Raw genomic sequence first — 25,645 nt, 5'->3', positions numbered from 1 at the left:
TTTTTTATATGAGCCAGAACACTTCCCCGGGACCGGGTGCCAGCAACCCTGGCCTGTCACCGGCGCCGCCCCAGCCGGTGTCCATCAGCGACCCGCAAGCCATCCGGGCACTCGCCCACGAGGCGCGGTTGACGGTGCTCGAGGAACTCTTCGCCTCGCAGTCAACCCGCACCGCCACCGAGCTGGCCACGCGCTGCGAACTCACGCCCAGCGCCATGAGCTACCACCTGCGCGCCCTGGAGAAATACGGCTACGTGGTCCGCGCCGCCAGCGAGGGCGACGGACGTGAACGCCGGTGGAAAGCGGCCGGCAGCCAGCTCGTGCTCGGATCGCTCTCGGATTCGACCTCCGCGAAGAATGCCTACCTGAATGTGCAGCTCAACGCGTTCCGCGAACGGCTCTCCGCGGAGATCGCCCGTCGTGACAAAGAACGCAAGGAAGGCAAGGAGCCGGAGCCGGACCGCGCCCCGGTGCTGACCACCGGGGTGGTCTTCCTCTCGGAATCCCAGCGCAAGGATTTCATCGCCAAGGTCTACGACCTGCTCTACGAATACGAGGCCCTGGCCGAACCGGAGGCCCGCGGCGTGGACGGGGAACGGCTCTACTACATGCTTTCCTTCCTGCCCGAAATCCGTGACGGCCAGGTCCGCTGACACCAAGCGGCTCGGGCGGGAAAACGGGGTCCCGTGGTCCCTGCTTGCCGTCGGGCGCAAAAATACGGCTAACCTAGAGCAGGGAATGTGCTGTGCGCCCACTTTGGTGCACCACTGGTTGCTAATAGGAGTGTTGTGCCCGCCAAGGCCAAGGAAAAGACCGGAATGAAGCTCGTGATCGTGGAGTCCCCGGCTAAAAGCAAGTCCATCGCCAAGTACCTGGGCGAGGGCTTTGAAGTCGACGCCTCGGTGGGGCATATCCGCGATTTGGCGCAACCCGCCGATCTGCCCGCGGAGATGAAGAAGGGGCCCTACGGCAAGTTCGCCGTGGACGTCGAGAACGACTTCGACCCCTACTACGTCGTGTACCCGGACAAGAAAAAGCGCGTTGCCGAACTCAAGGCCAAGCTCAAGGGCGCCGACGCGCTCTATCTGGCAACAGATGCGGACCGCGAAGGCGAAGCCATCGCGTGGCACCTGCTCGAGGTGCTCAAGCCCAAGGTCCCGGTCTACCGCATGGCGTTCACCGAGATCACCCAAGAGGGCATCAACCGTGCCATGGAGAACATCCGGGAGCTGGACACCGACCTGGTCAACGCCCAGGAAACCCGCCGCGTGCTCGACCGCCTCTACGGCTACGAGATTTCCCCGGTGCTCTGGCGCAAGGTGGCCCGCGGCCTGTCGGCCGGACGCGTGCAGTCGGTGGCAACCCGCCTGGTCGTCGAGCGCGAACGCGAACGCATGGCCTTCCGCAGCGCCTCCTACTGGGACTTGACCGGCACCTTCGCCACCGCCAACGGCGAATCCTTCGGCGCGAAGCTCTCCTCCGTCGACGGGGCACGGGTGGCCACCGGCCGCGACTTCACCGACCGCGGCGAGCTGAAGACCCCCAAGACCGGCTCCGTCGCGCACCTGGACGAGGCCAAGGCCCAGGCCCTGGCCGCCGGTTTGGCCGATGCGGACTTCGCCGTCACCAACGTCGACGAGAAGCCCTACACCCGCCGCCCGGCCGCACCGTTCACCACCTCGACGCTGCAGCAGGAAGCAAGCCGCAAGCTGCGCTGGAGCTCGAAGTCCACCATGCAGGTCGCCCAGCGCCTGTATGAAAACGGCTACATCACCTACATGCGTACCGACTCGGTGTTCCTGTCCAACGAGGCGGTCAACGCCGCCCGCAAGCAGGCCGCCGAACTCTACGGATCCGAATCCGTGCCGGCCTCCCCGCGGCTCTACAAGGCCAAGTCCGGCGCCGCGCAGGAGGCCCACGAGGCCATCCGCCCGGCCGGCGACTCCTTCCGCCGCCCCGCCACCGTGCGCGCCCAGCTTTCGGGCGACGAGTTCAAGCTCTACGAGCTGATCTGGAAGCGGACCGTCGCCTCGCAAATGGCCGACGCCAAGGGCTTCACCGCCACCATCAAGCTGGCCGGGGAATCCACCACCGGGCAGGTCGCGGAATTCTCCGCCTCCGGCACCGTGATCACCTTCCGCGGGTTCATGGCAGCCTACGAGGAGGGCCGCGACGCCGCCCGCGAGGCCGAGGCCGCGGAGGCCGCCGAGGAGGCGCGCCTGCCGCAGCTGAAGGTCGCCGACGCGCTGGCCGGAACCGGCATCGACGCCATCGGGCACACCACGTCCCCGCCGGCACGCTACACCGAGGCCTCGATCGTCGCGGAGCTCGAGGCCCGGGAGATCGGGCGCCCCTCGACCTTCGCGCCGACCATCTCCACCATCATGGACCGCGGCTACGTCACCAAGCGCGGCGGCGCCCTGGTGCCCAGCTGGATCGCGTTCTCCGTGATCCGCCTGCTGGAGGAGCACTTCGGCAAGTACGTCGACTACGACTTCACCGCGCGCCTCGAAGACGACCTGGACGAGATCGCCCACGGCCAGAAGGGCCGCACCGCCTGGCTCAAGGACTTCTACTTCGGCTCGCCCGAGACCGGGCAGGTCGGCCTGGAATCGGTGGTCAACAACCTCGGCGACATCGACGCGCGGGCCATCAACTCCATCGAGATCGCCCCGGGCATCGTGCTGCGCGTGGGCAAGTTCGGCCCGTACCTGGAAAAGCCGCTGCCGGCCGACGCCCCCGAGGGCACCGACCCGCAGCGGGCCAACGTGCCCGAGGACCTGGCCCCGGACGAGCTCACCGCCGAGAAGGCCATCGAGCTGATGGAGACCCAGGGCCCTTCGGAGCGGGTGCTGGGCACCGACCCGGAGACCGGGCGCACCATCGTGGCCAAGGACGGGCGCTACGGCGCCTACGTCACCGAGGTCATCGTGGAGCCCACGGCCGAGGAACTGGCGGCGATGCCGGTGGAGTACTACAAGAACGGCAAGCCCAAGCCGCCGAAGAAGCCGGTCAAGGCCAAGCCGCGAACCGGTTCGCTGTTCAAGTCGATGACCGTGGAAACCGTCACGCTCGAGGAGGCGCTGCGGCTGATCTCGCTGCCGCGCGTGCTGGGCGTCGACGCCGAGGGCGTGGAGATCACCGTGCAGAACGGCCGCTTCGGGCCCTACCTGAAGAAGGGCACCGATTCGCGCTCCATCGGCTCCGAGGAGGAGATCTTCACGATCACCCTCGAAGAGGCGCTGGAGATCTACTCGCAGCCCAAGGTCCGCGGCGCCCGTGCCGCGGTGCCGCCGCTGGCCGAGTTCGGCGTGGACCCGGTCTCGGAGAAGAATATCGTGGTCAAGGAGGGACGCTTCGGGGCCTACATCACCGACGGGGTCACCAACATCACGATCCCGCGCGACACCACCCTGGAGGAGCTGACCCGGGAGAAGGCCATCGAGCTGCTCGCGGACAAGCGCGCCCGCGGACCGGTCAAGCGGACCTCCGCGGCCAAGGCCCCGGCGAAGAAGGCACCGGCCAAGAAGGCCCCGGCGAAAAAGGCCGCGGCCAAAAAACCGGCGGCCAAGAAGACCGGCAACTAGCCGCACGCGGCGAGGGGCCACACACATGAGGATGACACCATGAGGCTGGGCGTACTGGATATCGGGTCGAACACCGTTCACCTGTTGCTGGTCGACGCATATCCGGGCGCCCGGCCGGTGCCCTTCGCCTCGCACAAGCGCCCGCTCTCGCTGGTGGCCTACCTGGACGAGCACGGGGCCATCACCCCCGAGGGCCAGGACGAGCTGCTGGATTTCGTGCACGAGGCGGCGCAATTCGCGATCAACCACCACGCGGAGGACCTGTTGGCCTTCTGCACCTCGGCGATCCGCGAATCGGCCAACGGCGAGGCCGTCCTGGCCCGGGTCGTGGCCGAGACGGGCGTGAGGCTGACCGAGCTGACCGGCGAGCAGGAGGCCGGGATGACGTACTACGCGGTGCGCCGCTGGTTCGGCTGGAGCTCGGATTCGCTGCTGAACCTGGACATGGGCGGCGGCTCCTTCGAGCTGGCCATGGGCCAGGACGAGTTCCCCACCGTGGCCCACTCGGTGCCGCTGGGGGCCGGACGGCTGACCCGCGACTGGCTGGAGGCCGACCCGCCCTCGATCAAGGACGTCAAGGCGCTGCGCCACCACGTGCGCGAGGTGCTCGCCGAGCCGGTGGCCGAGCTGCGCCAGTTCGGCAAGCCGACGATGGTCACCGGGACCTCGAAGACCTTCAGGTCGCTGGCCCGGATCACCGGGGCCGCCCCGTCCGCGGAGGGCCCCTACGTCAAGCGGGTGCTGCGCGCCGAGTCGCTGAAGGTCTGGACCAACCGGCTCACCGCGATGAACTGGGAGGAACGCGCCGAGCTTCCGGGGGTCTCGGCGATCCGCGCCCCGCAGCTGCTGGCCGGTGCCATCGTCGCCCTGGAGGCGATGAACGCGCTGAAGGTCAAGAGCCTGCGGATCTGCCCGTGGGCGCTGCGCGAGGGGTTGATGCTGCGCAGGTTCGACCACGTCCTGTTTGACTCCACCGCTCCGCTCAGTAGTAGCGTGGGTGTCGGAGAGGTAGCACTGGGACAATCCTCGGTATTGTCGATGTCCCAGGGCAGCAACGTTCTGTAGCGAAAGACTCTGTAGCGAAAGAAAAGGGGCACAGGATCCATGGTCGAGTCAGGCACGGGCGCCAAGGCCCCGATCCCGGTGGCGCTTTCCAGCGCCTCGGTATACCCGCTGAACGTCCACGACGCCTTCGCGGTGTCCCACGACCTGGGCTACGACGGGGTCGAGGTGCTGGTCACCGGCAACCAGGTGTCGCAGGACGCGGTGGCGCTGAACCGGCTGGCCGAACGCTACGAGCAGCCGGTGATGGCCATCCACGCCCCCACGCTGCTGCTGACCCAGCAGGTCTGGGGCACCGCGTGGAACAAGATCGAATCCGCCGCCGCGATGGCCGTGCAGGTCGGCTGCGACGTCGTGGTCGCCCACCCGCCGTTCCGCTGGCAGGGCACCTATGCCACCGAGTTCGCCACCGGCATCCGCCGCATCATGGAGGAGTATGGGGTGAAGATCGCGGTGGAGAACATGTACCCGTGGCGGGCCCGGGGCCGCGAGGCGAAGATGTACCTGCCGCACTGGAACCCGGTCCCCGAACCCTACGAGTTCGTCACCTGGGACTTCTCGCACTCGGCGATCGCCGACATGGACTCGGCGGTGGCCATGCGTGATTTGGGGCAGCGGCTGACCCACGTGCACCTTTGCGACGGACTGAACAACGGCAAGGACGAGCACCTGGTGCCCGGCCGCGGCACCCAGCCGGTCATCGAGGCCATCGAGTACCTGCGCGACTCGGCCTGGGACGGGGTGGTGGCCGTGGAGGTCTCCACGCGCAAGGCCAAGGGCGCCGGGGAGCGCGAGGCCTGGCTGGGCGAGACCCTCGAGTTCGCCCGGCGGCACCTGGCCCCGGCCAACGAGGGCGCCGCCTCGGGGACCCACTCGATCTAGCCGCCGCACGCCGGCAAACCGGCCGGTCCGGCCGCCGGGCGTGGAACAATGGGCACATGACTTCCGTGCTTTCGACTTCCGACCTGGCCGCCAACAGACTTGCCTTCCTGGGCACCGGATCCATGAACGGGGCGGTGCTGCGCGGCATCATCGCCACCGGCTACAGCCCCGGGGCGATCGTGGCGACGCTGCGCAGCAATGCCAAGGCCCACGACCTGCGCGCCGAGACCGGCGTCACGGTCCTGGTCGGGGAGCAGGACCCGGAAGCCAACCGCACCGCCGCCCGGGACGCAGACATCGTCTTTTTGGGTGTCAAGCCCGTGGGCATCGCCGCCCTCTGCGACGAGATCAGGGACGTGCTCAAGCCCACCGCCGTGGTGGTCTCGGTGGCCGCGGCCATCACCATCGAGATGATCGCCGCGCACCTTGCCCCGGGCCAGCCGGTGGTGCGCTCCATGCCCAACACCCCGCTGAAGGTGGGCGTCGGCGCCGTCGGGCTCAGCGCCGGGGAGACCGTCTCCGAGGCGGCGCTGGCCGCGGTCGTGGACCTGTTCGCCGGTTCCGGGGTGGTCCACGTGGTCCCCGAATCCCAGCAGGACGCGGTGTCGGCGATCAGCGGCTCCGGGCCGGCCTATGCGTTCTACCTGGCCGAGGCCATGGCCGCTGCCGGGGTCAAGCTGGGCCTGGATCCGGCGCTGGCCACCGACCTGGCCCGCGCCACCGTCGCCGGGGCCGGGAAGATGCTTGTCGACCCGCAGGCCGACCCCTCCGCCCTGCGCCGGGGGGTGTCCAGCCCCAACGGCACCACCGTTCAGGCCCTGGCCGTCTTCGACGCGGAGGACCTTGCGGGGATCGTTGCCCGCGGGGCCGCGGCCGCCGCCGCACGCGCCGCGGCGATCACCCGGGAACTGGCCTAGCAAGCACATAAGTTCCCCCTTCCGTGGCGTCTTCACGCGGCGGAAGGGGGAACTTTGCGTTGTCCGGGGCCCCTAGGGCCGGGCGGCGAAGCGCTCGAGCAGATCCACGTGCCCGGAGACGATCAGCACGTCGCGCCGGGTGACCTTGGTGTCGGGCTGCGCGTAGGTGAAGTCCTCGCCGGGGGACTTCACGCCCACCACGGTGATCCCGTACTTGGAGCGCACCTGGGACTCGGCCAGCGTGAAGCCCTGGGTCTCCTTGGGCGGGAACATCTTCACGATCGCGAAGCCGTCGTCGAACTCGATGAAGTCCAGCATCCGCCCGCCGACCAGGTGCGCGGCGCGCACCCCGGCGTCTGCCTCCGGGTAGATCACGTGGTTGGCGCCGATGCGGGTGAGGATCTTGCCGTGCGAGGGCGTGATGGCCTTGACCCACAGGTGCTCGATGCCCAGGTCCACCAGGTTCACGGTGATCAGCACGGAGGACTCGATGGAGGTGCCCACGCCCACGACGGCGGAGGTGAACTCCTGGGCGCCGAGCTGGCGCAGCGCGTCGATGTTGGTCGCGTCGGCCTCCACCACGTGGGTGAGCACCGAGGCCCACTTCTGCACCAGTTCCTGGTTGCGTTCGATGGCCAGGACCTCGCGGCCCTGCTTGACCAGTTGCTCGGCCACCGAGGCGCCAAAACGGCCCAGCCCGATGACCAGCACCGGGGCGTTGTGGTCCGTGTTCTTCTCAGCCAATGATGGGCCTCTCTTCGGGGAAGTGGTAGAGCTGGTTGCGTTGGCGCAGGGTCAGTGCCGCCGCCAGGGTAATCGTACCGATTCGGCCGGCAAACATCAGTGCCGAGAGCACGTACTTGCCCGCCGGCGGCAATTCTCCCGACAGGTTGGTGCTCAGCCCCACGGTCGCGAAGGCCGAGATCGACTCGAACAGCGCCCGGGAGAGCGAGGTGCCGGAAATCGCCAGCAGCGAGGCGGTCGCCAGCATCACCAGCGTGGCGCCCAGCACGATGACCGAGATGGCCACGCGCATGGTGCCCTCGGGGATGCGCCGGCCGAAGGCGCGCACGTCGGTGTCGCCGCGGGCCTCGGCGAAGATCGCCAGGAACATCACCGCGATGGTGGTGACCTTGATGCCGCCGGCCGTGGAGGCCGAGCCGCCGCCGGCGAACATCAGCGCGTTGGACAGCAGCATCGTCACCTGGTGCATCTCGCCCTGCTCCACCAGCGAAAAGCCGCCCGAGCGGGTCATCACCGAGGCGAAGACCGAGTGGATGACCTTGTCGCCGTCGGACATGTAGCCGATGGTGTCGGGGTTGGTCCATTCGGCCGCCGCCCACAGCAGCGCCCCGGCCACCAGCAGCATCGTGGTGACCAGCAGGGTCAGCTTGGCATGCAGCGACCACTTGCGGGTGTTGAAGCGGTGGGCCAGCAGCACCATCAGCACCGGGAATCCCAGCGAGCCCAGGAAGACCCCGAGCATCAGCGGGACCAGGATCCACAGGTCGGTTTCGTAGGGGACCAGGCCGTCGGAGTGCGGGGTGAACCCGGCGTTGTTGAAGGAGGAGATGGAGTAGAAGATCCCGTGCCACACGGCCTCGCCCACCGGCTCGCCCAGGATGAGGAAGCGCGGGATGAGCATCAGGGCCAGTGCGACCTCGATGGCGACCGAGGTGGTGATCACGATGCGCAGCAGCGAACCGACCTCGCCCAGGGTGGAGGCCGCGGAGGTGTTCATGGAGTTCTGTGCCATCAGCTTACCGCGCACGCCCAGCCGCTTGGACACCGCCAGGGAGAGCACCGAGGCCAGGGTCAGGATGCCCAAGCCGCCGACGAACACCGCGATGATCATCACCAGCTGGCCGAAGAAGGACCAGTGGGTGGCGGTGGAGACGACGGTGAGCCCGGTGACGCAGACCGCGGAGACCGCGGTGAACAGGGCGTCGTAGAAGGGAGTGGGTTCGCCGTTTGCCGAGGACACCGGCAGTGCCAGCACGGAGGTGAACAGCGAGATGACGATGACGAAGGTGAACAGGGCCAGGCGGGCGGGGGAGCGGACGGTGAAATCCGAGGCCAGCGCCCGCCACTGGCCCACGCGCGTGCGCCATCTGGCCGGCGCGCCGGATTCGGCGCCGGCCCGTCGTGCTGGTTCGGAAAAGGGAGGCGTTCCCATGTGTATAGCTCGGCTCCAAGACGTGGACATCTTCGGTGCGGAAGCCCTGCCCCGCAAGCTCCCACAATAAACCATGCCGCCACGGGTTCCGCCGGGGAACGGCGCGACGCGCGGCCACGGGGCCCCGGCGCGGGGAAACGCATCCCCGCATCCGGGTTCGCCGGTGGCGTCCTCGCGGCGGTCCGGCCGGAAGGAACAGGTGTCCTTGCACACACCCGCCCGGCGGATCGCGTAGCCTAAGTGTGTGTTTGCCGTAAATGCGCCCGTGCCCCCGACCCAGGTGATCTGGAGCGAGCAGATGATGGCCTACCGCTTCAGCGAGACCCATCCGATGCACCCGCTCCGGCTCGAGCTCACCGCCCGGCTCTGCGCGGACCTGGGCCTCTTCGACCGTGCCAACCTCACTCTGGTTGAGCCCGAAGTCGCCACCGACGAGCAGCTGGCCGCGGTGCACGATCCGGCCTACATCGCCGCGGTCCACGAGGTCAGCGCCCATCCCGAGGTGCCCGACGAGGCCCGCGGGCTGGGCACCGAGGACAATCCCGCCTATGCCGGGATCCACGAGGCCAGCGCCCGGCTGGCCGGGGGGTCGCTGGCCGCCGCCGAGGCCATCCTGGGCGAGCGGGCCCTGCACGTGGTGAACTTCGGCGGCGGCATGCACCATGCCTCCGCGTCCAAGGCCAGCGGCTTTTGCATCTACAACGACGCCGCCCTGGCGATCCAGCGACTGCTGGACGGCGGCGTGAAAAAGGTCCTGTACATCGACGTGGACGCGCACCACGGGGACGGGACCCAGGCCATTTTCTGGAACGACCCGCGGGTCATGACCATTTCCATCCACGAATCCGGGATGACGCTGTTCCCGGGCACCGGGTATGCCAACGAGATCGGCGGGCCCGATGCGCAGGGCACCGCGGTGAACGTGGCGGTGCCAGCGCGCACCACCGATGCCGCCTGGCTGCGCGCCTTCCACGCGGTCGTCCCGCAGCTGGCAGCGGCCTTCGCCCCGGAGGTCATCGTCTCGCAGCACGGCTGCGACGGGCACCGCGACGACGATTTGTCCAACCTGCGCCTGACCATCGACGCCCAGCGGCAAAACGCGCTGGACATCGCCGAGCTGGCGGCCCGGCACTGCGACGGCCGCTGGATCGCCACCGGCGGCGGGGGCTACAACACCGCCTCCGTGGTGCCGCGGGCCTGGAGCCACCTGGTGGCCGTCGCCTCGGGCAAGCCGGTGCCGCTGGCCACCCCCGTGCCGCGACAGTGGCGCGACTACGTGCTGGGGCGCTACGGGGTCCGCACCCCCGAGTCCATGGGCGACAACGCCGAGCTGTGGTGGCGGTCCTGGGAGGTCGGCTACGACCCGGCGGATCCGGTGGACCGCACCATCATGGCCACGCGCAAGGAGATCTTCCCGCTTTTCGGGCTGGACCCCTGGTTCGATTAGGGCAGCCCAAGATGCCAACGCGCGTATATGCGGATAGGGTTATGCGGTGGCTCATGATGATATTTTCTCCGCACTGGCAGACCCCACCCGGCGCCGGTTGCTCGAGGCCCTGCGCGAGGATTCGTGCTCGGTCGGTTCCCTGGTCGAGGCGCTGGGTGTTTCCCAGCCGACCGTATCCAAGCACCTGAAGGTGTTGCGCGAAGCCGGGTTGGTCTCGATGCGCGCCGACGGGCAGCGCCGCTACTACGCCCTGGAACCCGCGACGTTCCTGGAACTGGAGACCTGGCTGCACCGCTACCTGCCCCCGGCGCCGGCCTTGGCCCTGGTTCCGGAGCACTACCCGGAGCAGGCTGCCGGATCCCACGAGGTCGCCAGCCAGGCGACGGTGGCGGCCGCGCAGCTGGGCCGCACCGTCGGCCGCGGCCTGGAACAGGTCACCGGCCGCGCCCAGGATTTCCTCGAACGTTTCCCCAAGCCGAAGTTCGGCAGAAAGCGGTAGCCAGCCCCCGTATGGTGCTGCGGCATCGTACCGCGTCAGGCAAAAACGTTACGCGGGCGTGGTTCCATGATTACGCCCGGGTTGTGCCCGCGGGCGCTGCGCGTGTCATTCTCTAAGGCGGGGCAGCGTCGCCAGTCATGGCGGTAGCGTGCCCTCGTGCCTGCCCCAAGTGATGAGGAGATAAGACTTGGACCAGCAACTTGCGACCATTCGCGACGAAGTGTTCCGTCGCAACCCCGGTGAAGCGGAATTCCACCAGGCGGTGACCGAGGTTTTCGAAAGCCTTGAAGCGGTTTCGCGCAAGCGTCCCGAATATGCCGAAGCGGCCATCCTGCAGCGCTTGTGCGAGCCGGAGCGCCAGATCATCTTCCGTGTCCCGTGGACCGACGATGAAGGCCGCGTGCAGATCAACCGCGGTTTCCGTGTGGAATTCAACTCCGCGCTGGGCCCGTACAAGGGCGGACTGCGCTTCCACCCCTCGGTGTACCTGGGCATCGTGAAGTTCCTGGGCTTCGAGCAGATCTTCAAGAACTCGCTCACCGGCATGCCGATCGGCGGCGGCAAGGGCGGTTCCGACTTCGATCCGCGCGGCAAGTCCGACTCCGAGGTCATGCGCTTCTGCCAGTCGTTCATGACGGAGCTGTACCGGCACATCGGCGAGTACACCGACGTGCCGGCCGGTGACATCGGCGTCGGCGGCCGTGAAATCGGCTACCTGTTCGGCCAGTACAAGCGCATCACCAACCGCTACGAATCCGGTGTGCTCACCGGCAAGGGCATCAGCTGGGGCGGCTCCCTGGTGCGTCCCGAGGCCACCGGCTTTGGTGCGGTGATCTTTACCCAGGAAATGCTCAAGTCCCGCGGCACGAGCTTTGACGGCCAGCGCGTCGTCGTTTCCGGTTCGGGCAACGTGGCCATCAACGCCATCGACAAGGCCCAGAGCCTCGGAGCCCGCGTCTTGACGGCCTCGGATTCCTCCGGCTACATCCTCGACGAGCGCGGCATCGACATCGAATTGCTTCGCCAGATCAAGGAAGTCGAACGCGGACGCATCAGCGAGTACGCCGAGCGCGCCAAGTCCAAGAGGGTGCACTATGTCGAGGGCGGCAACGTCTGGGACGTGGATGCCACCGTGGCGCTGCCCTGCGCCACGCAGAACGAGCTGGACGCCAAGCACGCCAAGCGCCTGATCTCCGCAGGTGTCCTGGCCGTGGCCGAGGGCGCCAACATGCCCTGCACCGCCGCGGCAACCTCGCTCTTCCAGGACGCCGGGGTGCTCTTTGCCCCGGGCAAGGCGGCCAACGCCGGCGGCGTGGCCACCTCGGCACTGGAAATGCAGCAGAACGCGAGCCGCGACTCGTGGAGCTTTGCGCACACCGAGGCCCGCCTGACCGAGATCATGGTCGGCATCCACGACCGTTGCGCCTCGACCGCCGACGAGTACGGGGTCCCGGGCAACTACGTGGCCGGCGCCAACATCGCAGGCTTCGTCAAGGTCGCCGACGCCATGCTGGCCCAGGGCTTGATCTAGCAAGCACCGCAGCAGCCGTCGCACGCGACACCAAGGCGGGGGCCGGCAAGCATGAACCCAAGGGGTTCTGCTTGCCGACCCCCGCCTTTGCGTGTTTGAGACGTTTTGTTTCAGCGGGTCTCGGTGCCGGGTTTGCCGATTTCGACGGGTCGGGGGTACATTTCCATCATGACTAATCGTTGGTATGCGTATTTTGTGTCGGCTCTGGAGGGGCCTAAGACGCGATAATTTCGCATACCCACCTTCAGAGCCGACAAGGGCCGCAAGCTATTGCTTGCCGGCCCTTCGCTATTTCCAAGATAGCGGCCCTGGAGGATTACGGAGACGTGTCAGCGGGGGCCGCATTGAAACCAATGGGCCCCGCGAAGACGCGCGGGGCAGAAACCGAAAGGCCCCCAGCCATGAGCATCGCAGCCGCCACCGAGACGCAGCAACGCGCCAACACCAATGAACGCGTGTTGGGCATCACCGAACTTCCCACCCCCGCCGAGATGCTCGCCGAACTTCCCGTGGGCGACGCCCAGGGATACCGGATCATGCGGGCCCGGCAGGAAGTCCGCGCCGTGCTCTCCGGGCTCGATGAGCGCCTGCTGGTCATCATCGGCCCCTGCTCCATCCACGACCCGGTTGCGGGGTTTGAATACGCCACCAGGCTCGCCGCAGCGGCCAAGGAGCACGAGGGGGAGCTGCTGGTGGTGATGCGCAGCTACTTCGAAAAGCCGCGGACCACCGTGGGCTGGAAGGGCCTGGTCAACGACCCCCACCTGGATGGCAGCCACGACATGGCCGCCGGACTGCGTGCCGCGCGCGAGTTCATGCTGGCAGCCAGCAACCTGGGGCTGCCGCTGGCCACCGAATTCCTGGAACCGCTCAGTGCCCAGTACCTCGCCGACGTGATCAGCTGGGGAGCCATCGGTGCCCGCACCACCGAAAGCCAGACCCACCGCCAACTGGTTTCGGGTCTGTCGATGCCCGTGGGCTTCAAGAACGGCACCGACGGATCGGTGCAGGTCGCGATCGACGCCTGCCAGGCCGCCGGTGCGCCGCAGTCGTTCATGGGAATCAGTGACGAGGGACGCACTGCCATCGTGCGGACCGCGGGAAACCAGGACGCCCACCTGATCCTGCGTGGCGGCGCGGACGGTCCCAACTTCGCTCCTGAACCGGTGTCCAAGGCCTCGGCGGCCATGTCAAGCGCCGGCATGAATCCGCGGATGATCGTCGATGCATCCCACGCGAACTCGGGAAAGTCCCACGTGCGCCAGGGCGAGGTCATTGCGGAACTGGCCGCCCGGATCGCCGCGGGTGACCAGAAGATTGCCGGCATCATGGCCGAAAGTTTTCTGGTCCCCGGCTCCCAGAAGCACGATCCGGACACCGTTGCGGAGGGAGCCAACGTGCTCTCGGGGCTGACCTACGGCCAGTCCGTCACCGATGCTTGCATGGGTTGGGACACCAGCGCGGAACTGCTCGAGACCTTGGCCGCTGCGGTGCGTGCGGCACGCTAGGGGTTGCGCACGCTCGTTCGACCCACGACTGGACTATGGCCTACGCATTGTTAGACGTTGCCCAGTTCACATTGGCCCCGCGAGCCACTAAAGTGTGACATAAGAACATAGGGTATCTTGGGGTGTTGGCGTGTGCAAGGAACACTCCCTAGTTGGCGCCAATGCATGACTGCTATGTGAATATTGTCAGGAGAATCAGGGAATGGTCGAATCGCAAAACTTTGCCAACGCGCGTTTCATGACGGTGGCCGAGGTTGCCGAGGTGATGCGCGTGTCAAAGATGACCGTTTACCGCCTCGTTCACGCCGGTGAATTGCCGGCCGTTCGATTCGGTCGTTCCTACCGGGTACCCGAGAATGCGGTGCAGGAATACCTGCGGGCGGCCGGGTTCGGGCGGAACTCCAGCACCGGCTAGCGCCGACGGTTTTCACGAGTGGTCAGAATCCGCTCTGGAAGCAGGTAATCTGTTAAGGAACGTTTAACGTCCCGTTGGCTATTCTGGTGCTTTGGTGCCGAAGAAGTAGTAGTCGGCAATCGAATCAGTTTGTGAGGAACCATTATGGGCTCTGTTATTAAGAAGCGCCGCAAGCGTATGGCCAAGAAGAAGCACCGTAAATTGCTTCGTAAGACCCGCCACCAGCGTCGTAATAAGAAGTAAATGCCGGCTCCGGGCTTGCCCGGAATCGAGCATGTGAAAAGGTGCGTTTCCCCTTGAACGGGAAGCGCACCTTTTTGCATGCCACGGAAGTCGCCACGGACGCGGCGGATGATCGCTCAGGGGCGGCGGCGAAGTGCTCCAACGCTGCGCCACAAGCCCCAGAGCGCGCCCGAGACCCCGGCAGCCTTCAGCCCAAAGGTCGCGGCCTTGCGCCCGGTCCGGAAATCGTAGACGGGCCAGTTTCGCTCCTTGGCGTGGCGGCGAAGCCTGCCGTCCGGATTGATCGCCACAGGGTGGCCGACCACCTCGAGCAGGGGGATGTCGTTGTGGGAGTCGCTGTACCCCCAGCATTCTGCAAGATCCAGGCCCTCTTCCCGGGCTAGGTTCTGGACCGCGTTGGCCTTCGCTGCCCCGTGCAGGATCTCGCCGACCAGGCGGCCGGTGTAGACGCCCTCGACATGTTCCACGCTGGTTCCAAGCGCGCCGCTGAGACCCAGCCGCCGGGCCATGATTGTGGCAACCTCCAGCGGCGTGGCGGTGACAAGCCAGACCTGGCGCCCGGCGTGCATATGCTGGTCGGCGATGGCCCGGGTGCCGGGCCAGATTTTCGACTCAATGAACTCGTCATAAATTTCATCCCCGAGCGCAACCATGTCTGCCACCGAGAACCCGGAAGCCAGCAAAAGCGCGCGGTCGCGGATGGCGTGGATATCACCGAGGTTTTCTCCCCGGGTCACGAACCGCAGCTGGTGAAGGGCAAACCACGCTACCTCGCGCAAGGTAAAAGCCCGGTGTTGGTACATTTTCCGGGCAACCGCATACAGCGATGCGCCACGCATCATGGTGTTGTCGACATCAAAAAAGGCGGCCGAGGTGCTGGAGAGCACCGGCTCCTGCCCAAGGTGGGACACGGGAAAAGGGTTGGAGGGCATCCGCCCAGTGTATTGCAATCTTTTTTCACCGGAGCTGTAGCGTTGGATCATGAGCAGTGTGCAGACCCCGCGAGAGATCAAGTTGTTGGTTCGTTCAGGATGCCATTTGTGCCTTGCCGCGACAAAGACCCTCGATGAGGTCACCAGCAGGCTGGGATACACGTGGCAGAGCGTTGACATCGACGAGGACCCGGAACTCCTGGCCCAGCATTCGGAAGAAGTTCCGGTGCTGTTGGTGGACGGACGGGTGCGGGACTTCTGGGTGATCGATGCCCAGCGACTTGAGTCCTTGCTGGCAGGATAGCGTCGCGGCCAGCGGCAGGCCGCCCGGGTGAAACCCGGTGGCAGTGCGGCGGCCCGGAAGAACCGGTTGGTACGTTATGAAGTCATCCAAGGAATCGAGTCAGAACCCATGCCCATTGAGCACCACCCCGCAGGCAGCGACGTGGACGCTTCCGCTGCAGGCTACCGGATCGCTGAGGACCTCGAGCCCGGCATGGAACAGGGGCGGCCGCATACCGGATCGCTGGGCCGGATCCTTCCGGAAGCGACCCTGGCTCGATTGACGCAGTACCTGCGGGCGCTGAACGCGATGCAGGCCCGCGGTGCGGAACGCACTTCCTCGGGCGTGCTGGCCGCGGAGGCGGGGGTCAACCCCGCCATCCTCCGCAAGGATTTGTCCCTGCTGGGGTCATACGGGACCCGCGGAGTGGGCTACGTGGTGACCGAATTGACCGAGCACATTTCCAAGGCCATGGGCCTGATGCAGCATTGGCGTGTTGCCATTATCGGCGCCGGCAACCTGGGCCGGGCGCTGTCGGGATATGGCGGGTTCAGAAGCCGAGGATTTGAAATCGTCGCGCTGCTGGATTCCTCACCCGAGGTCATAGGCACCGAGGTGGGGGACCTGCAGGTCCAAGACATTGCCGACCTGGACCAAATCCTTGAAGCCACCGATGCCAACATCGCGGTGCTCTCCGTTCCGGGAGCGGCCGCCCAAGACCTGTGCGACAAGCTGGTGGGCCGTGGCGTGCGCAGCATCCTGAGTTTTGCCCCGGTAGTCCTGCAGGTGCCGTCCGGCGTCAACCTCCGCAAGGTCGATCTGGCCACCGAACTCCAGATCCTGGCCTACCACGCACAGAACCTGGGTTCCTAGACTCCACCGGCCGGACGCCGAAAGGCACCGGTGCCAACAAAAAGGGTCCGCGGGGGCCAGCCGCAACCGGCTGGTTCCCGCGGACCATTCACAATGAAGGGCGGTTTTTAGCGGTAACCCGCTGCCCGTGCCGCACGGCGGGCGGCAATGTACTGGCTGGCCGGACGCAACCAGGCGAAGACAACGCCAACGACGCCGAGCACGACCGAGAGCAGGATCAGTATTCCGCTTCCGAGGCTCAAGAGCGAGAGCGCTGCAAGGATCGTGGCGAAGATGCGTGCCACGTTGCTTCCCCTGCGGACCATGAACGCAATCAACACGTAGACGCCCAGGAAGATCAAGGCAAAGACAACCGCGGTCGACTGGATCGCCGGAAGCATCCCCACGACGTCGTCCAGGGTCAGACCGGAAGCCTCAAGCTGCTCCGTCATGCCCGGCATGGCGCCGAGTTCGCTGCTCAGCGTTGCCGAGTTCAGGCTAAAGACCGAGGTGACCACGGCGATGGCAAAGACCACACCGGCTGCCAGGATGGCCCAGAACGACGTGTCCAGTTCCTTGGGGCGGTGCGTTGGCATCTGGGGTGCCGCAAAGTTGCCCTGCGGAGGCACCGGGAAGCCGCCAGGGTATGGCTGTTGGCCGTAGGGCGACGGCGCCTGGGGCGGCTGCTGGCCGTAAGGATTGTTGGCGGGCGGCTGCTGGCCGTACGGGTTGGGGTTCTGCCCATAGGGGTTGGGCTGCTGGACGCCATGCTGAGGCGACTGGCCGTAGGGCGGCTGCCCGGCGGCGGTTGGATCCTGCGGCGTGCGCTGCCCGTACTGCGGCGGGTTCGGTTCGCCGGACGGCGGCTTCGGGTTCTGGGGATCATTTTCAGGGGTAGACATAACCTGCTCCTTTTGGTGGAAAACTACGGCTTACCCCTCACGATATAGGGTGCGGTTTCCATTTTGACCCTCCCTAAGGATGGTTTTTCGTAGCGTTTGGACGATTTGTCCAACGGGGTGGCAAAGCCCGGGGCCCTTGCGGCGCAGAATACGGCCACACTTGTACAAGTTGTAGAAAATGGAGCCGATTCCTCGTGCTTTCCGGTCGGCGCAAGGGCAAAGTCACGTTTCCGGTTTAGGTATCGGAACAAAGTTTTGAGACACTTAACCCATGTCGACTGCTACCGTTCACCTTCTGCGTCATGGCGAAGTGTATAACCCGGACAGGGTTCTCTACGGTCGGCTGCCGGAGTTCCACCTTTCCGATCTTGGCCACGAAATGGCCGATCGTGCTGCGGAGTACTTCACCGCGCAGCGAAATGCGGGAGCCAACATCACGCATTTGGTCTCCTCCCCGCTCGTTCGGGCGCAGGAAACGGCCGAACCGACTTCCAAGGCGCTGGGCCTGGAAATTGTGACCGATGATCGGATCATCGAAGCCGCGAACCGCTTCGAGGGACTCTCGCAGATCAAGAACCGGCTGAAGGAACCAAAATACTGGTCCTACGTCGTTAACCCTTTTCGTCCATCCTGGGGGGAGCCCTACCGGGACCAGGTGGCACGAATGATGACCGCCATTGTCGAACACCGCGATCGAGCGGTTGAACTTGGCGGCCGTGGAGCCGAAGCCATATTGGTCAGCCACCAGCTGCCGATCTGGGTCACGCGCCGCTCTGCCGAGGGCCGAGCCCTGTGGCATGACCCGCGGAAACGCGAGTGCACTCTCACCTCCGTGACTAGCCTGGACTTTGAAGGTGAAAGTCTGGTCGCAGTCCGTTATGCAGAACCTAGCGTGGACCTCTTGGCCAACGCTGCGAACATCCCTGGAGCTTGAGATCATGACCGATCCCATCTCGGCCCAAGCACAGCGCTTGGGCCGACGTACATTCTTGCGCGCAGCCCTGATTGGTGCTGCCGTCCTGCCGCTGGCTGCATGCGTCGGCGACGAAGACCCCCTGGCCAAGCAGGCCCGCGAGGGCAACAACAAGAATTACATCGCCGGTGACGGCTCCGTGCAGGAATACGGTCCCGACTCGCGTACGGCCCCGGTGGAGATCCAGGCCGTTTCCTACGACGGAACCAAGATCGACTCTGCCGACTGGGCCGACCAGGCCACCGTCCTGAACTTCTGGTACGCGGCTTGTGCCCCGTGCCGCATCGAAGCCCCGCACATGGTTGAACTCAGCAAGGAGTTCAAGGGCAAGGTCGAATTCATTGGGATCAACGTGCGCGACGAGAAGGAAGCCGCCGAGGCATTCGAGCGCACCTTCGGGATCAAGTACCCCTCGATCCAAGACACCCAGGGTGCAATCCAGCTGGCAATGACCAAATACGTTCCGCTCAAGGCCGTGCCCACCACGCTGGTGCTGGACAAACGTGGCCGGGTCTCGGCACGCATCCTCGGCGTCGCCGAAAAGCCGACGCTCAAGGCCCTGATCAATACGGCTCTGACCGAGTCGTTGTGATCAACCCCGTGCTGGCCGGCGCCTTGATGCTGCCGGCCCAAGGTAACCAGTTTGCCGAGATCGTGCAGGACGGGTCGCTGATTCTCGCTGTCCCCGTGGCCATCCTGGCGGGCCTCGTTTCTTTCCTGTCGCCTTGCGTGCTGCCACTTGTACCGGGCTACCTGGGTTACGTCACCGGCCTTTCCGGCGCCGATCTCGCCGAGCAGAAACGTGGACGGATGGTCGCCGGAATCGGCCTGTTCATCCTCGGATTCACGGTTATCTTCATGCTCGCCGGTGTGCTCTTTTCACAGATCGCCGGATGGATGATCTACAAGGGTGCGTGGGTTACGCAGCTTTTGGGCCTCGTGGTGATCTTCATGGGCATTGTCTTCATGGGGAAGTTCTCCTTCATGCAGCGAGAAGCCAAGATACACCGCAAGCCGCCGGCCGGCCTCTGGGGAGCGCCGGTCCTGGGTCTGACCTTCGGCTTGGGATGGGCACCGTGCATCGGCCCGACGCTGGCCGCCGTGTTGGCGATGAGCTCCGGCGTGGATCCGAATCCGGGCAAGGGCGCCCTGCTGACTTTCTTCTACTGCATGGGATTGGGACTGCCGTTCCTCTTCATCGCCATGGCAATACGCCGCGGCATGGGAGCCATGCAATTTTTCCGTCGACACCAGTTGGCGATCATGCGCTTCGGCGGCGGCATGTTGATTCTTCTGGGAATCCTGATGGCCACTGGCCTGTGGGGTACCTGGGTTACGCAATTGCAGGATTGGTTCACCAATGAGATCAGGTTGCCCATCTAATGGCGAAAAATGACATGAAAAAAGACGTAGCGGTCCCGGCCCTTGGACTCGTTGGCATGCTGCGCTGGGCCTGGACCCAGCTCACCAGCATGAAAACAGCGCTTTTCCTGCTGCTGCTGCTGGCAGTGGCCGCCGTGCCCGGGTCGCTCTTTCCCCAGCGCTCGGTGAATCCGGAGCAGGTGACCATCTACCTGACCAACAAGCCAACCGCCGGGGAGTGGCTGGACCGCTTCCAGCTTTTCGACGTTTACTCCTCGGTGTGGTTCTCGGCGATCTACATGCTGTTGTTCATCTCGCTGATCGGCTGCATCCTGCCGCGCGTGAAAAAGCACGCCAAGGCCTTGCGCACCCCTCCGCCGCGCACCCCCTCAAGGCTGAACCGGTTGCCGCAAAACGGCACCATCGAAATCCAGTCCGCGTTGGAGTCTGGCCTCAGCGACGCAGAAATCGCCAGGCAGGCCGCCGCCCTCTTGAAGAAGCGCGGTTATCGTTCCGAAGCTCGTACCGAAGGCCCGACCCCGTCGGCGGGCGCCGAGCGCGGATACATCCGTGAAATCGGCAACCTGCTGTTCCACATTTCCCTGGTGGGGCTCCTGGCCTCGGTGGGCATCGGCGGAGCCTTCGGGTACAACGGGCAACGCGTCCTAGTCGAGGGCGAGACGTTCGTGAACTCTCTGGTTTCCTACGATTCGTTCAAGCCCGGCACCTGGTTCAAGGAAGACTCCCTGGACCCGTATTCGGTGAAGCTCGACAAGTTCAACATCACCTTCGACCGCGAATCGACGACCCACTTCGGCCAGCCGATCGACTTCACCGCCGAGGTCGAAACCCGCCGCAGCCCGGATGCCGAACCCCAGAAGGAAACGATCCGCGTCAACCATCCGCTGCGCATCGATGGCGCGGACATGTACCTGGTCGGCAACGGCTACGCACCGGTGGTCACCGTCCGTGACGGTGCTGGAAACGTCGCGTTCAGTGGACCGGTGGTGTCGGTGCCCCAGGACGGCATGTACACCTCGCTGATGGTGATCAAGGCTCCCGACGCCAAGCCGGATCAGCTGGGCTTCCAGGGGTTCCTGCTCCCCACCGCGATGACTGACGAGACGGGGTTCGCGATTTCCGGCGACCCCAATGCCATCAACCCGCAATTGCAGCTGAACTCGTACTACGGAAACCTGGGACTGGACGACGGCAATCCGCAAAACGTCTATGTTCTTGAAACCGACAACCTGAAAGAACTGAACAACCGAAACCTCGACGCCGGGGGCATCGTGCTGTCGGCAGGACAGACCTACAAGCTGCCGGACGGCAAGGGAAGCATTTCCTTTGACGGACTCAAGCGCTTTATCGGCGTGGATATCGCCTACGACCCGAGCAAGCGCCCGGTGGCGATCTTCGCAGCGCTTTCGCTGTTGGGCCTGGGCATCTCACTGTTCACTGCCCGACGCCGTGCCTGGGTGAAGGTCAAGACCTCGGTTGACGGATCGGGCCGTGAAGAGCGGATAATCGAATACGGATTGCTGGCCCGCGGTGAAGACCACGGACTTGAATCCGAAGCCAAGGAGCTGCGCAAGCTTCTTGAGCAGCAGTGGCCCGCCGTTGAGCGAGCCGGAGTCTAGGAGACCGAATGGAAAACAACATGCCCACGATCAACGTGGCCTTGGGTCAGTACAGCGACCTGTTCATGTTGCTTGCCGCAATTGTCTATGCATCGGCTTTCGTGGCCTTCGCGTGGGATCTTGCGAAGTCAAGCAAGCTCATCCAGGAAATCGACGCCGCGACGCTTGCATCGGAAAAGAAGGTCCTCGTCGCGGCCGGCGCCGTGGGAACACCACCCTCAAGTCGCGCGGAAGACGAGCTGGTCAACGACTCCATGACGTACACGGCCAGCTCCGCCAAGCGCATGGCGGCCAAGATTGCTGTCTCCCTGACATGGCTTGGCGTGCTGTTGCAGGGCTTTGCCGTGGTCGCCCGCGGCATTGCTGCCGGCCGCGTGCCGTGGGGCAACATGTACGAGTTCCTGTCCACCGGTTCCTTCTTGGTGGCCCTCGTGTTCTCGCTCGTGTTGTTGAAGAAGGACCTGCGCTTCATGGGCACCTTCGTCATCGGCCTAGTCACCGTGATGCTGTGTGGAGCCACCATGGGCTTCCCGACACCGGTCGCACACCTGGTGCCCGCACTGCAGAGCTACTGGCTGATCATTCATGTGTCCATTGCCGTGCTGGCCTCGTCGTTGTTCACCATCACCTTCGCGATGAACGTGCTCCAGCTGGTCCAGCACTGGCGAATGGATGCCCTGGCCGCGGGCAAGCCGGACAAGATGCCGTTCATGCGCCTGGTCCCCGGTGCCGCTCCCTTGGAAAACTTCGCCTACCGCATCAATGCGGTGGCCTTCGTGATGTGGACCTTCACCGTGATGGCCGGAGCGATCTGGGCCGAAGCCGCCTGGGGCCGTTACTGGGGCTGGGACACCAAGGAAGTGTGGAGCTTCGTGATCTGGGTTGTCTACGCCGGTTACCTGCATGCCCGCGCCACCGGCGGCTGGACGGGCGCCCGCTCGGCCTGGCTGAGCATCATCGGCTACCTGTGCATCGTCTTCAACTTCACAGTCGTGAACATCTACTTCAACGGACTGCACTCCTACGCGGGCCTGTAAAGACCCCACGCTGCACCTGGTGGCCCCATTCCCGCATTTGCGGGCGCGGGGCCACTGCCGCGTTAACAGGCCCCTCGAGGGGCCGCTGGCGGCCTTCCCGGCTTGGTCCATTCACAGGTTGTGGTCCGCTTTTGGTCTATTTGAGTGCCGGTCAGAATCAGGAACCCACCGACGATGCAGCGCCTGAGTGGACGACTCGAATTTGCCAAGCCGGGACCACGGCAGTATCTGCGAGGGGCCCAAGACATAACGGTCGCGGATGCCGTCCTTACTGCCGGGGTGCACAACGGCCAGGGCTTCGAAGGGCAAGGCGACGAGCATGACGGCAGTTCGGTGCGCCGCGACTGCATTATCGTCTCGCCCCTCAGCTTCACCGGCGTGCCAAGGGCACACGGGCCGATCGGGGGCGCAGCATTGGGGGAAGACGGCTGTCCGGTAGCGGTGCCCCTTGGCCCCCTTGGTCCCCGTTGGCAGTGGCCACCTCAGAAGGAAGCCAGTTTGCCTCCGGCGTCCGTGCGAATCGCAAAAAGGAAGTGGAATTCAATGGTGATCGACATCACTGGCGAAAGTGCATGAATATCGTGCGTTTCGGCTCAAATAACACGAATGATCCATCGATTTCTGCCGAAAACTGCCGTGATTCCGATGGGATTCGCCGAATCCACCACCCGATTAGGTCGACGGGCAAAGCGCTGTTATTGTTGTATCTACCGACGCGGGGTGGAGCAGTTCGGTAGCTCGCCGGGCTCATAACCCGGAGGTCACAGGTTCAAATCCTGTCCCCGCCACAAAGAAGAAGCTCTTGTCCCAGACCCGGGGCAAGAGCTTCTTGCATTTCCGGGTCAAGCGGGCCGCCCGCCTGATGCTTTGGGCCCCAGCGCCTGACGTGCGAGCGCGGCCATATGCTTCCTGATCCGTCTTGCCGCCCGTCGGCACCGCGGAAGCCCGGATGGCGACCGCAGGAAACGGAGCGGCACTACGGGGCAAATCAAGAATCTCTTGCTCAAAATCAATTCTCGATGTTAGGATCGGCATTTGTCGATCATTTACTGTGATCGACTCAATCTAGATCCCGATCCATGGGAAACGTCCTGAACTGAAGGGAAAGATCCGTGCTGAATCCGCAAATGACTCACACAGGCGCTCTTTCCCTGCGCGTATCCAATCGCCAGTACAAGCAAGAACCAGGCCGTCGGTTGCCCCGCGCATAGACTTCTGCACGCCAGCAGCAAGCCAAGCCCCGCAACCACACAATGGTTCGGGGTTACTTTTTTGGATCCGATCGTTTCCCCGAACCTTTCTAGCTTTGCCGTGGATTTCCATGGCAAGGAAAACAACACCAGAAAGTGAAATCGTGGAGACCATCAACAGCCGGCTCAAGAACTGGGCTTCCATCCTGGATGAGAAAACCCGTGAGCAGGCGATCACCGCCTCGAAGATGGCATTCATCTTCCCCCACCTCGCCTTGATGCCCGATGCCCACCTTGGCAAGGGAGCAACCGTAGGATCCGTCATTCCCACCATGGGAGCCATCATTCCCGCGGCGGTCGGGGTGGACATCGGGTGCGGCATGATTGCCGTGAAGACCCAGTACACCGCCCGCCAGCTGCCAAAGGACCGCAAGCCGCTGCGTGAGGACATCGAGCGCGCCATTCCGCTCTCGGCCGGCAAGTACAACCGCAAGGTCGTCGCCACCGCGGTGCCACGCATCGCCGAACTCAAGGACCTCGCGCAGCGTGCAGGCTTCGATCCGGCAAGCTACGCGGGAAACTGGGAACTGCAGCTGGGGTCGCTCGGCTCGGGAAACCATTTCATTGAGGTTTCGCTGGACGAAGACGACAACGTGTGGCTGTTCCTGCACTCGGGCTCCCGCGGGGTTGGGAACCGGATCGCCGCCAAACACATCAAGGTGGCCCAGCAGATTGCCAAGAAGTATTGGATCGAACTTCCCGACCCCGACCTTGCCTACCTGGTGGAGGGCACCGAGGAGTTCGATGCCTACATCCGGGAGTTGCGGTGGGCGCAGCATTTCGCCCTGCTCAACCGCGAGGAAATGATGGACCGGGTCATTCGCCAGTTCAGCGAATGGGTTGGGGGAGAGGTGCGCGAAATCGAGCGGATCAACTGCCACCACAACTTCACCGAGAAGGAAACGCACTTCGGCAAGTCGGTGTGGCTCTCGCGCAAGGGGGCCATCCGGGCCCGCGAGGGGGATCCGGGTCTGATCCCCGGGTCCATGGGCACCGCATCCTACGTGGTCGTCGGCAAGGGCAACAAGGTGGCGCTGGAATCCTCGCCGCACGGCGCCGGCCGGGAATACTCGCGATCGGCAGCCCGCAAGACCTTCAGCGTCGAGCAGCTGCGGGAAGCGATGAAGGGGATCGAATACCGCGACACCGACGCCTTCATCGATGAGATCCCCGGTGCCTACAAGCCGATTGACCAGGTCATGGAGGATGCTGCCGACCTGGTGGACGTGAGGCACAAGCTGCGCCAGATCATCAACGTCAAGGGGGATTGAACAGATGGGTGGTGGCCCAAGGAAGACTTGGTCCACCACCCATCCGGTGTATCGGGGTCGAGAAAGCGACTACGGCGTGTGCCGAGGGGTTTCCTCGGTGGGGTTTCCGCCTTCATCCCGCGGTTTGCCCTCTTCGCGCAGCTTGCGTTCGCGGGCTTCGAGTTCGGCCTCCTTGCGGCGCAGTTCGTCCTCGCGGGCCTTGTTGCGGCGCTGCGTTTCCAGGTTGCGGAGGAATTCCGGGTCGTCGTCCGGTGCACCGGTGGCAGGCCTGTTGGCCTGGGTGGGCTGCGCGTAGTTGCTGGAGGACGGGCGGCCCAACCAGAACCACAATCCTGCTCCGATCAGTGGAAGCAGGACGATTGCCGCCACCCAACCTGACTTGGGCAGCGAACGCACATCACTCGGACGCGTACGCACGCATTCGATCAAGGCATAGATGGTTACTGCGAGTGCAACCAACGCCATAAAAATAAAGTTCCTGACCATGCCTACAGTCTAGTGAATTTATCTGTGTTCTGGCTGCGTCTAGACTGGAGGGGTGCAGTTCTTCAAGTACACCGTGATCCGGTTAGCCCTTTTCTTCGTAGTTTTCCTTCCACTGGTCTTCCTTTTGCAGTGGCCGTTGTACACGGCCGGCCTCATCGCACTGGTGATCGCCTTTGCGCTGAGCTACCTGTTCCTGAACAAGATGCGACTGGCGGCTAACGCCGATGTGCAGAAAATGTTCAACGCGCGGGGACCCAAGAAGACCAGGCACGACCTGGAAGACGAGGAAGCCGAAGACCGCTTCCTCGATAACGGACAGTAAACTTCGCATCCATGCGGCAGAGGGGCTGCGCATTGCACGCCAAGGTGTGCAATGCGCAGCCCCTCTGG

General features: G+C 64.8%; 25 protein-coding genes and 1 tRNA gene. 21 read left to right on the top strand and 5 right to left on the bottom strand.

Features of this window, described 5'->3' with window-relative positions; all coding sequences use genetic code 11:
- Positions 1–8 precede the first annotated feature (8 nt).
- From FPY90_RS08760 to proC, 5 genes are all read left to right on the top strand, one after another.
- Positions 9–653: an ArsR/SmtB family transcription factor gene (locus FPY90_RS08760; protein WP_071212762.1), complete on the top strand. Its 645-nt coding sequence runs from the start codon at positions 9–11 to the stop codon at positions 651–653.
- A gap of 135 nt (positions 654–788) precedes the next feature.
- Entirely contained in the window at positions 789–3,587 is a 2,799-nt protein-coding gene (gene topA / locus FPY90_RS08755; RefSeq protein WP_498685040.1) for a type I DNA topoisomerase, read from the top strand.
- A 39-nt stretch (positions 3,588–3,626) separates the two neighbouring features.
- Complete coding sequence (locus tag FPY90_RS08750; RefSeq protein ID WP_071212764.1) at positions 3,627–4,652, top strand: Ppx/GppA family phosphatase; 1,026 nt, start codon at positions 3,627–3,629, stop codon at positions 4,650–4,652.
- Between the two features lie 39 nt (positions 4,653–4,691).
- A complete protein-coding gene (locus tag FPY90_RS08745; RefSeq protein ID WP_071212765.1) occupies positions 4,692–5,531 on the top strand; it encodes a sugar phosphate isomerase/epimerase family protein in 840 nt (279 codons plus the stop codon).
- Between the two features lie 56 nt (positions 5,532–5,587).
- Positions 5,588–6,448 carry a pyrroline-5-carboxylate reductase gene (gene proC, locus FPY90_RS08740; protein WP_498685038.1) on the top strand — a complete coding sequence of 287 codons (861 nt, stop codon included), beginning with the start codon at positions 5,588–5,590 and terminating at the stop codon, positions 6,446–6,448.
- Positions 6,449–6,520: 72 nt separating this feature from the next.
- Here proC and FPY90_RS08735 read toward each other — a convergent pair whose 3' ends face one another.
- Positions 6,521–7,159 carry a potassium channel family protein gene (locus FPY90_RS08735; protein ID WP_071213217.1) on the bottom strand — a complete coding sequence of 213 codons (639 nt, stop codon included), beginning with the start codon at positions 7,157–7,159 and terminating at the stop codon, positions 6,521–6,523.
- A 25-nt stretch (positions 7,160–7,184) separates the two neighbouring features.
- A complete protein-coding gene (locus tag FPY90_RS08730; RefSeq protein WP_498685036.1) occupies positions 7,185–8,624 on the bottom strand; it encodes a TrkH family potassium uptake protein in 1,440 nt (479 codons plus the stop codon).
- A 298-nt stretch (positions 8,625–8,922) separates the two neighbouring features.
- Here FPY90_RS08730 and FPY90_RS08725 point away from each other — a divergent pair, with 298 nt between their 5' ends.
- The 6 genes from FPY90_RS08725 to FPY90_RS08700 all read left to right on the top strand — a co-directional run bounded on the left by FPY90_RS08725 (position 8,923) and on the right by FPY90_RS08700 (position 14,267).
- The gene (locus FPY90_RS08725; protein ID WP_498685555.1) at positions 8,923–10,071 is read left to right on the top strand and encodes an acetoin utilization protein AcuC; all 1,149 of its coding nucleotides are present in this window, start codon (positions 8,923–8,925) and stop codon (positions 10,069–10,071) included.
- Between the two features lie 46 nt (positions 10,072–10,117).
- The gene (locus FPY90_RS08720) at positions 10,118–10,570 is read left to right on the top strand and encodes an ArsR/SmtB family transcription factor (RefSeq protein WP_498685034.1); all 453 of its coding nucleotides are present in this window, start codon (positions 10,118–10,120) and stop codon (positions 10,568–10,570) included.
- A gap of 187 nt (positions 10,571–10,757) precedes the next feature.
- Positions 10,758–12,101: an NADP-specific glutamate dehydrogenase gene (gene gdhA, locus FPY90_RS08715; RefSeq protein ID WP_071212770.1), complete on the top strand. Its 1,344-nt coding sequence runs from the start codon at positions 10,758–10,760 to the stop codon at positions 12,099–12,101.
- 401 nt (positions 12,102–12,502) lie between these two features.
- A complete protein-coding gene (locus FPY90_RS08710; RefSeq protein ID WP_498685033.1) occupies positions 12,503–13,609 on the top strand; it encodes a 3-deoxy-7-phosphoheptulonate synthase in 1,107 nt (368 codons plus the stop codon).
- A 202-nt stretch (positions 13,610–13,811) separates the two neighbouring features.
- Positions 13,812–14,024 (top strand): helix-turn-helix domain-containing protein, encoded by a 213-nt coding sequence (locus FPY90_RS08705; RefSeq protein WP_071212771.1) that lies wholly within the window; start codon positions 13,812–13,814, stop codon positions 14,022–14,024.
- A gap of 144 nt (positions 14,025–14,168) precedes the next feature.
- On the top strand, positions 14,169–14,267 hold the full coding sequence (locus FPY90_RS08700; RefSeq protein ID WP_003792170.1) for a 30S ribosomal protein bS22: 99 nt from the start codon (positions 14,169–14,171) through the stop codon (positions 14,265–14,267).
- Positions 14,268–14,383: 116 nt separating this feature from the next.
- Here the strand turns inward: FPY90_RS08700 and FPY90_RS08695 are convergent, their stop codons facing one another.
- Complete coding sequence (locus FPY90_RS08695; protein WP_071212772.1) at positions 14,384–15,199, bottom strand: HAD family hydrolase; 816 nt, start codon at positions 15,197–15,199, stop codon at positions 14,384–14,386.
- A 49-nt stretch (positions 15,200–15,248) separates the two neighbouring features.
- Between FPY90_RS08695 and FPY90_RS08690 the strand changes: the two genes are divergently transcribed.
- Both FPY90_RS08690 and FPY90_RS08685 read left to right on the top strand, forming a co-directional pair.
- Complete coding sequence (locus FPY90_RS08690) at positions 15,249–15,503, top strand: glutaredoxin family protein (protein ID WP_071212773.1); 255 nt, start codon at positions 15,249–15,251, stop codon at positions 15,501–15,503.
- A gap of 192 nt (positions 15,504–15,695) precedes the next feature.
- Positions 15,696–16,355 carry a redox-sensing transcriptional repressor Rex gene (locus FPY90_RS08685; RefSeq protein WP_071213219.1) on the top strand — a complete coding sequence of 220 codons (660 nt, stop codon included), beginning with the start codon at positions 15,696–15,698 and terminating at the stop codon, positions 16,353–16,355.
- A 107-nt stretch (positions 16,356–16,462) separates the two neighbouring features.
- Here the strand turns inward: FPY90_RS08685 and FPY90_RS08680 are convergent, their stop codons facing one another.
- Positions 16,463–17,236: a polyadenylate binding domain-containing protein gene (locus tag FPY90_RS08680; RefSeq protein ID WP_071212774.1), complete on the bottom strand. Its 774-nt coding sequence runs from the start codon at positions 17,234–17,236 to the stop codon at positions 16,463–16,465.
- A gap of 271 nt (positions 17,237–17,507) precedes the next feature.
- Between FPY90_RS08680 and FPY90_RS08675 the strand changes: the two genes are divergently transcribed.
- From FPY90_RS08675 to FPY90_RS08645, 7 genes are all read left to right on the top strand, one after another.
- Complete coding sequence (locus FPY90_RS08675; protein WP_498685030.1) at positions 17,508–18,170, top strand: histidine phosphatase family protein; 663 nt, start codon at positions 17,508–17,510, stop codon at positions 18,168–18,170.
- A 4-nt stretch (positions 18,171–18,174) separates the two neighbouring features.
- Positions 18,175–18,801 (top strand): TlpA family protein disulfide reductase, encoded by a 627-nt coding sequence (locus FPY90_RS08670; protein WP_071212776.1) that lies wholly within the window; start codon positions 18,175–18,177, stop codon positions 18,799–18,801.
- Positions 18,802–18,827: 26 nt separating this feature from the next.
- Entirely contained in the window at positions 18,828–19,592 is a 765-nt protein-coding gene (locus FPY90_RS08665) for a cytochrome c biogenesis CcdA family protein (RefSeq protein ID WP_071213220.1), read from the top strand.
- Between the two features lie 14 nt (positions 19,593–19,606).
- A complete protein-coding gene (gene resB / locus FPY90_RS08660; RefSeq protein WP_498685028.1) occupies positions 19,607–21,211 on the top strand; it encodes a cytochrome c biogenesis protein ResB in 1,605 nt (534 codons plus the stop codon).
- 8 nt (positions 21,212–21,219) lie between these two features.
- Entirely contained in the window at positions 21,220–22,248 is a 1,029-nt protein-coding gene (gene ccsB, locus FPY90_RS08655) for a c-type cytochrome biogenesis protein CcsB (RefSeq protein ID WP_498685026.1), read from the top strand.
- A 714-nt stretch (positions 22,249–22,962) separates the two neighbouring features.
- Positions 22,963–23,036: transfer RNA gene (locus FPY90_RS08650), tRNA-Met, on the top strand.
- Between the two features lie 566 nt (positions 23,037–23,602).
- Positions 23,603–24,769, top strand: a complete 1,167-nt coding sequence (locus FPY90_RS08645; RefSeq protein ID WP_498685024.1) for an RtcB family protein — start codon at positions 23,603–23,605, stop codon at positions 24,767–24,769.
- 69 nt (positions 24,770–24,838) lie between these two features.
- Here the strand turns inward: FPY90_RS08645 and FPY90_RS08640 are convergent, their stop codons facing one another.
- Positions 24,839–25,234 carry a PLD nuclease N-terminal domain-containing protein gene (locus tag FPY90_RS08640; RefSeq protein ID WP_498685023.1) on the bottom strand — a complete coding sequence of 132 codons (396 nt, stop codon included), beginning with the start codon at positions 25,232–25,234 and terminating at the stop codon, positions 24,839–24,841.
- A 73-nt stretch (positions 25,235–25,307) separates the two neighbouring features.
- Between FPY90_RS08640 and FPY90_RS08635 the strand changes: the two genes are divergently transcribed.
- Entirely contained in the window at positions 25,308–25,577 is a 270-nt protein-coding gene (locus tag FPY90_RS08635; protein ID WP_071212779.1) for a DUF4229 domain-containing protein, read from the top strand.
- Positions 25,578–25,645: the final 68 nt, after the last annotated feature.

The organism is Arthrobacter sp. C2 (assembly GCA_024207135.1).
In the GTDB taxonomy this organism is placed as follows: domain Bacteria; phylum Actinomycetota; class Actinomycetes; order Actinomycetales; family Micrococcaceae; genus Paeniglutamicibacter.
The sequence above is the reverse complement of the archived record's forward strand: the minus strand, read 5'-3'. Positions and strand labels throughout refer to the sequence as shown.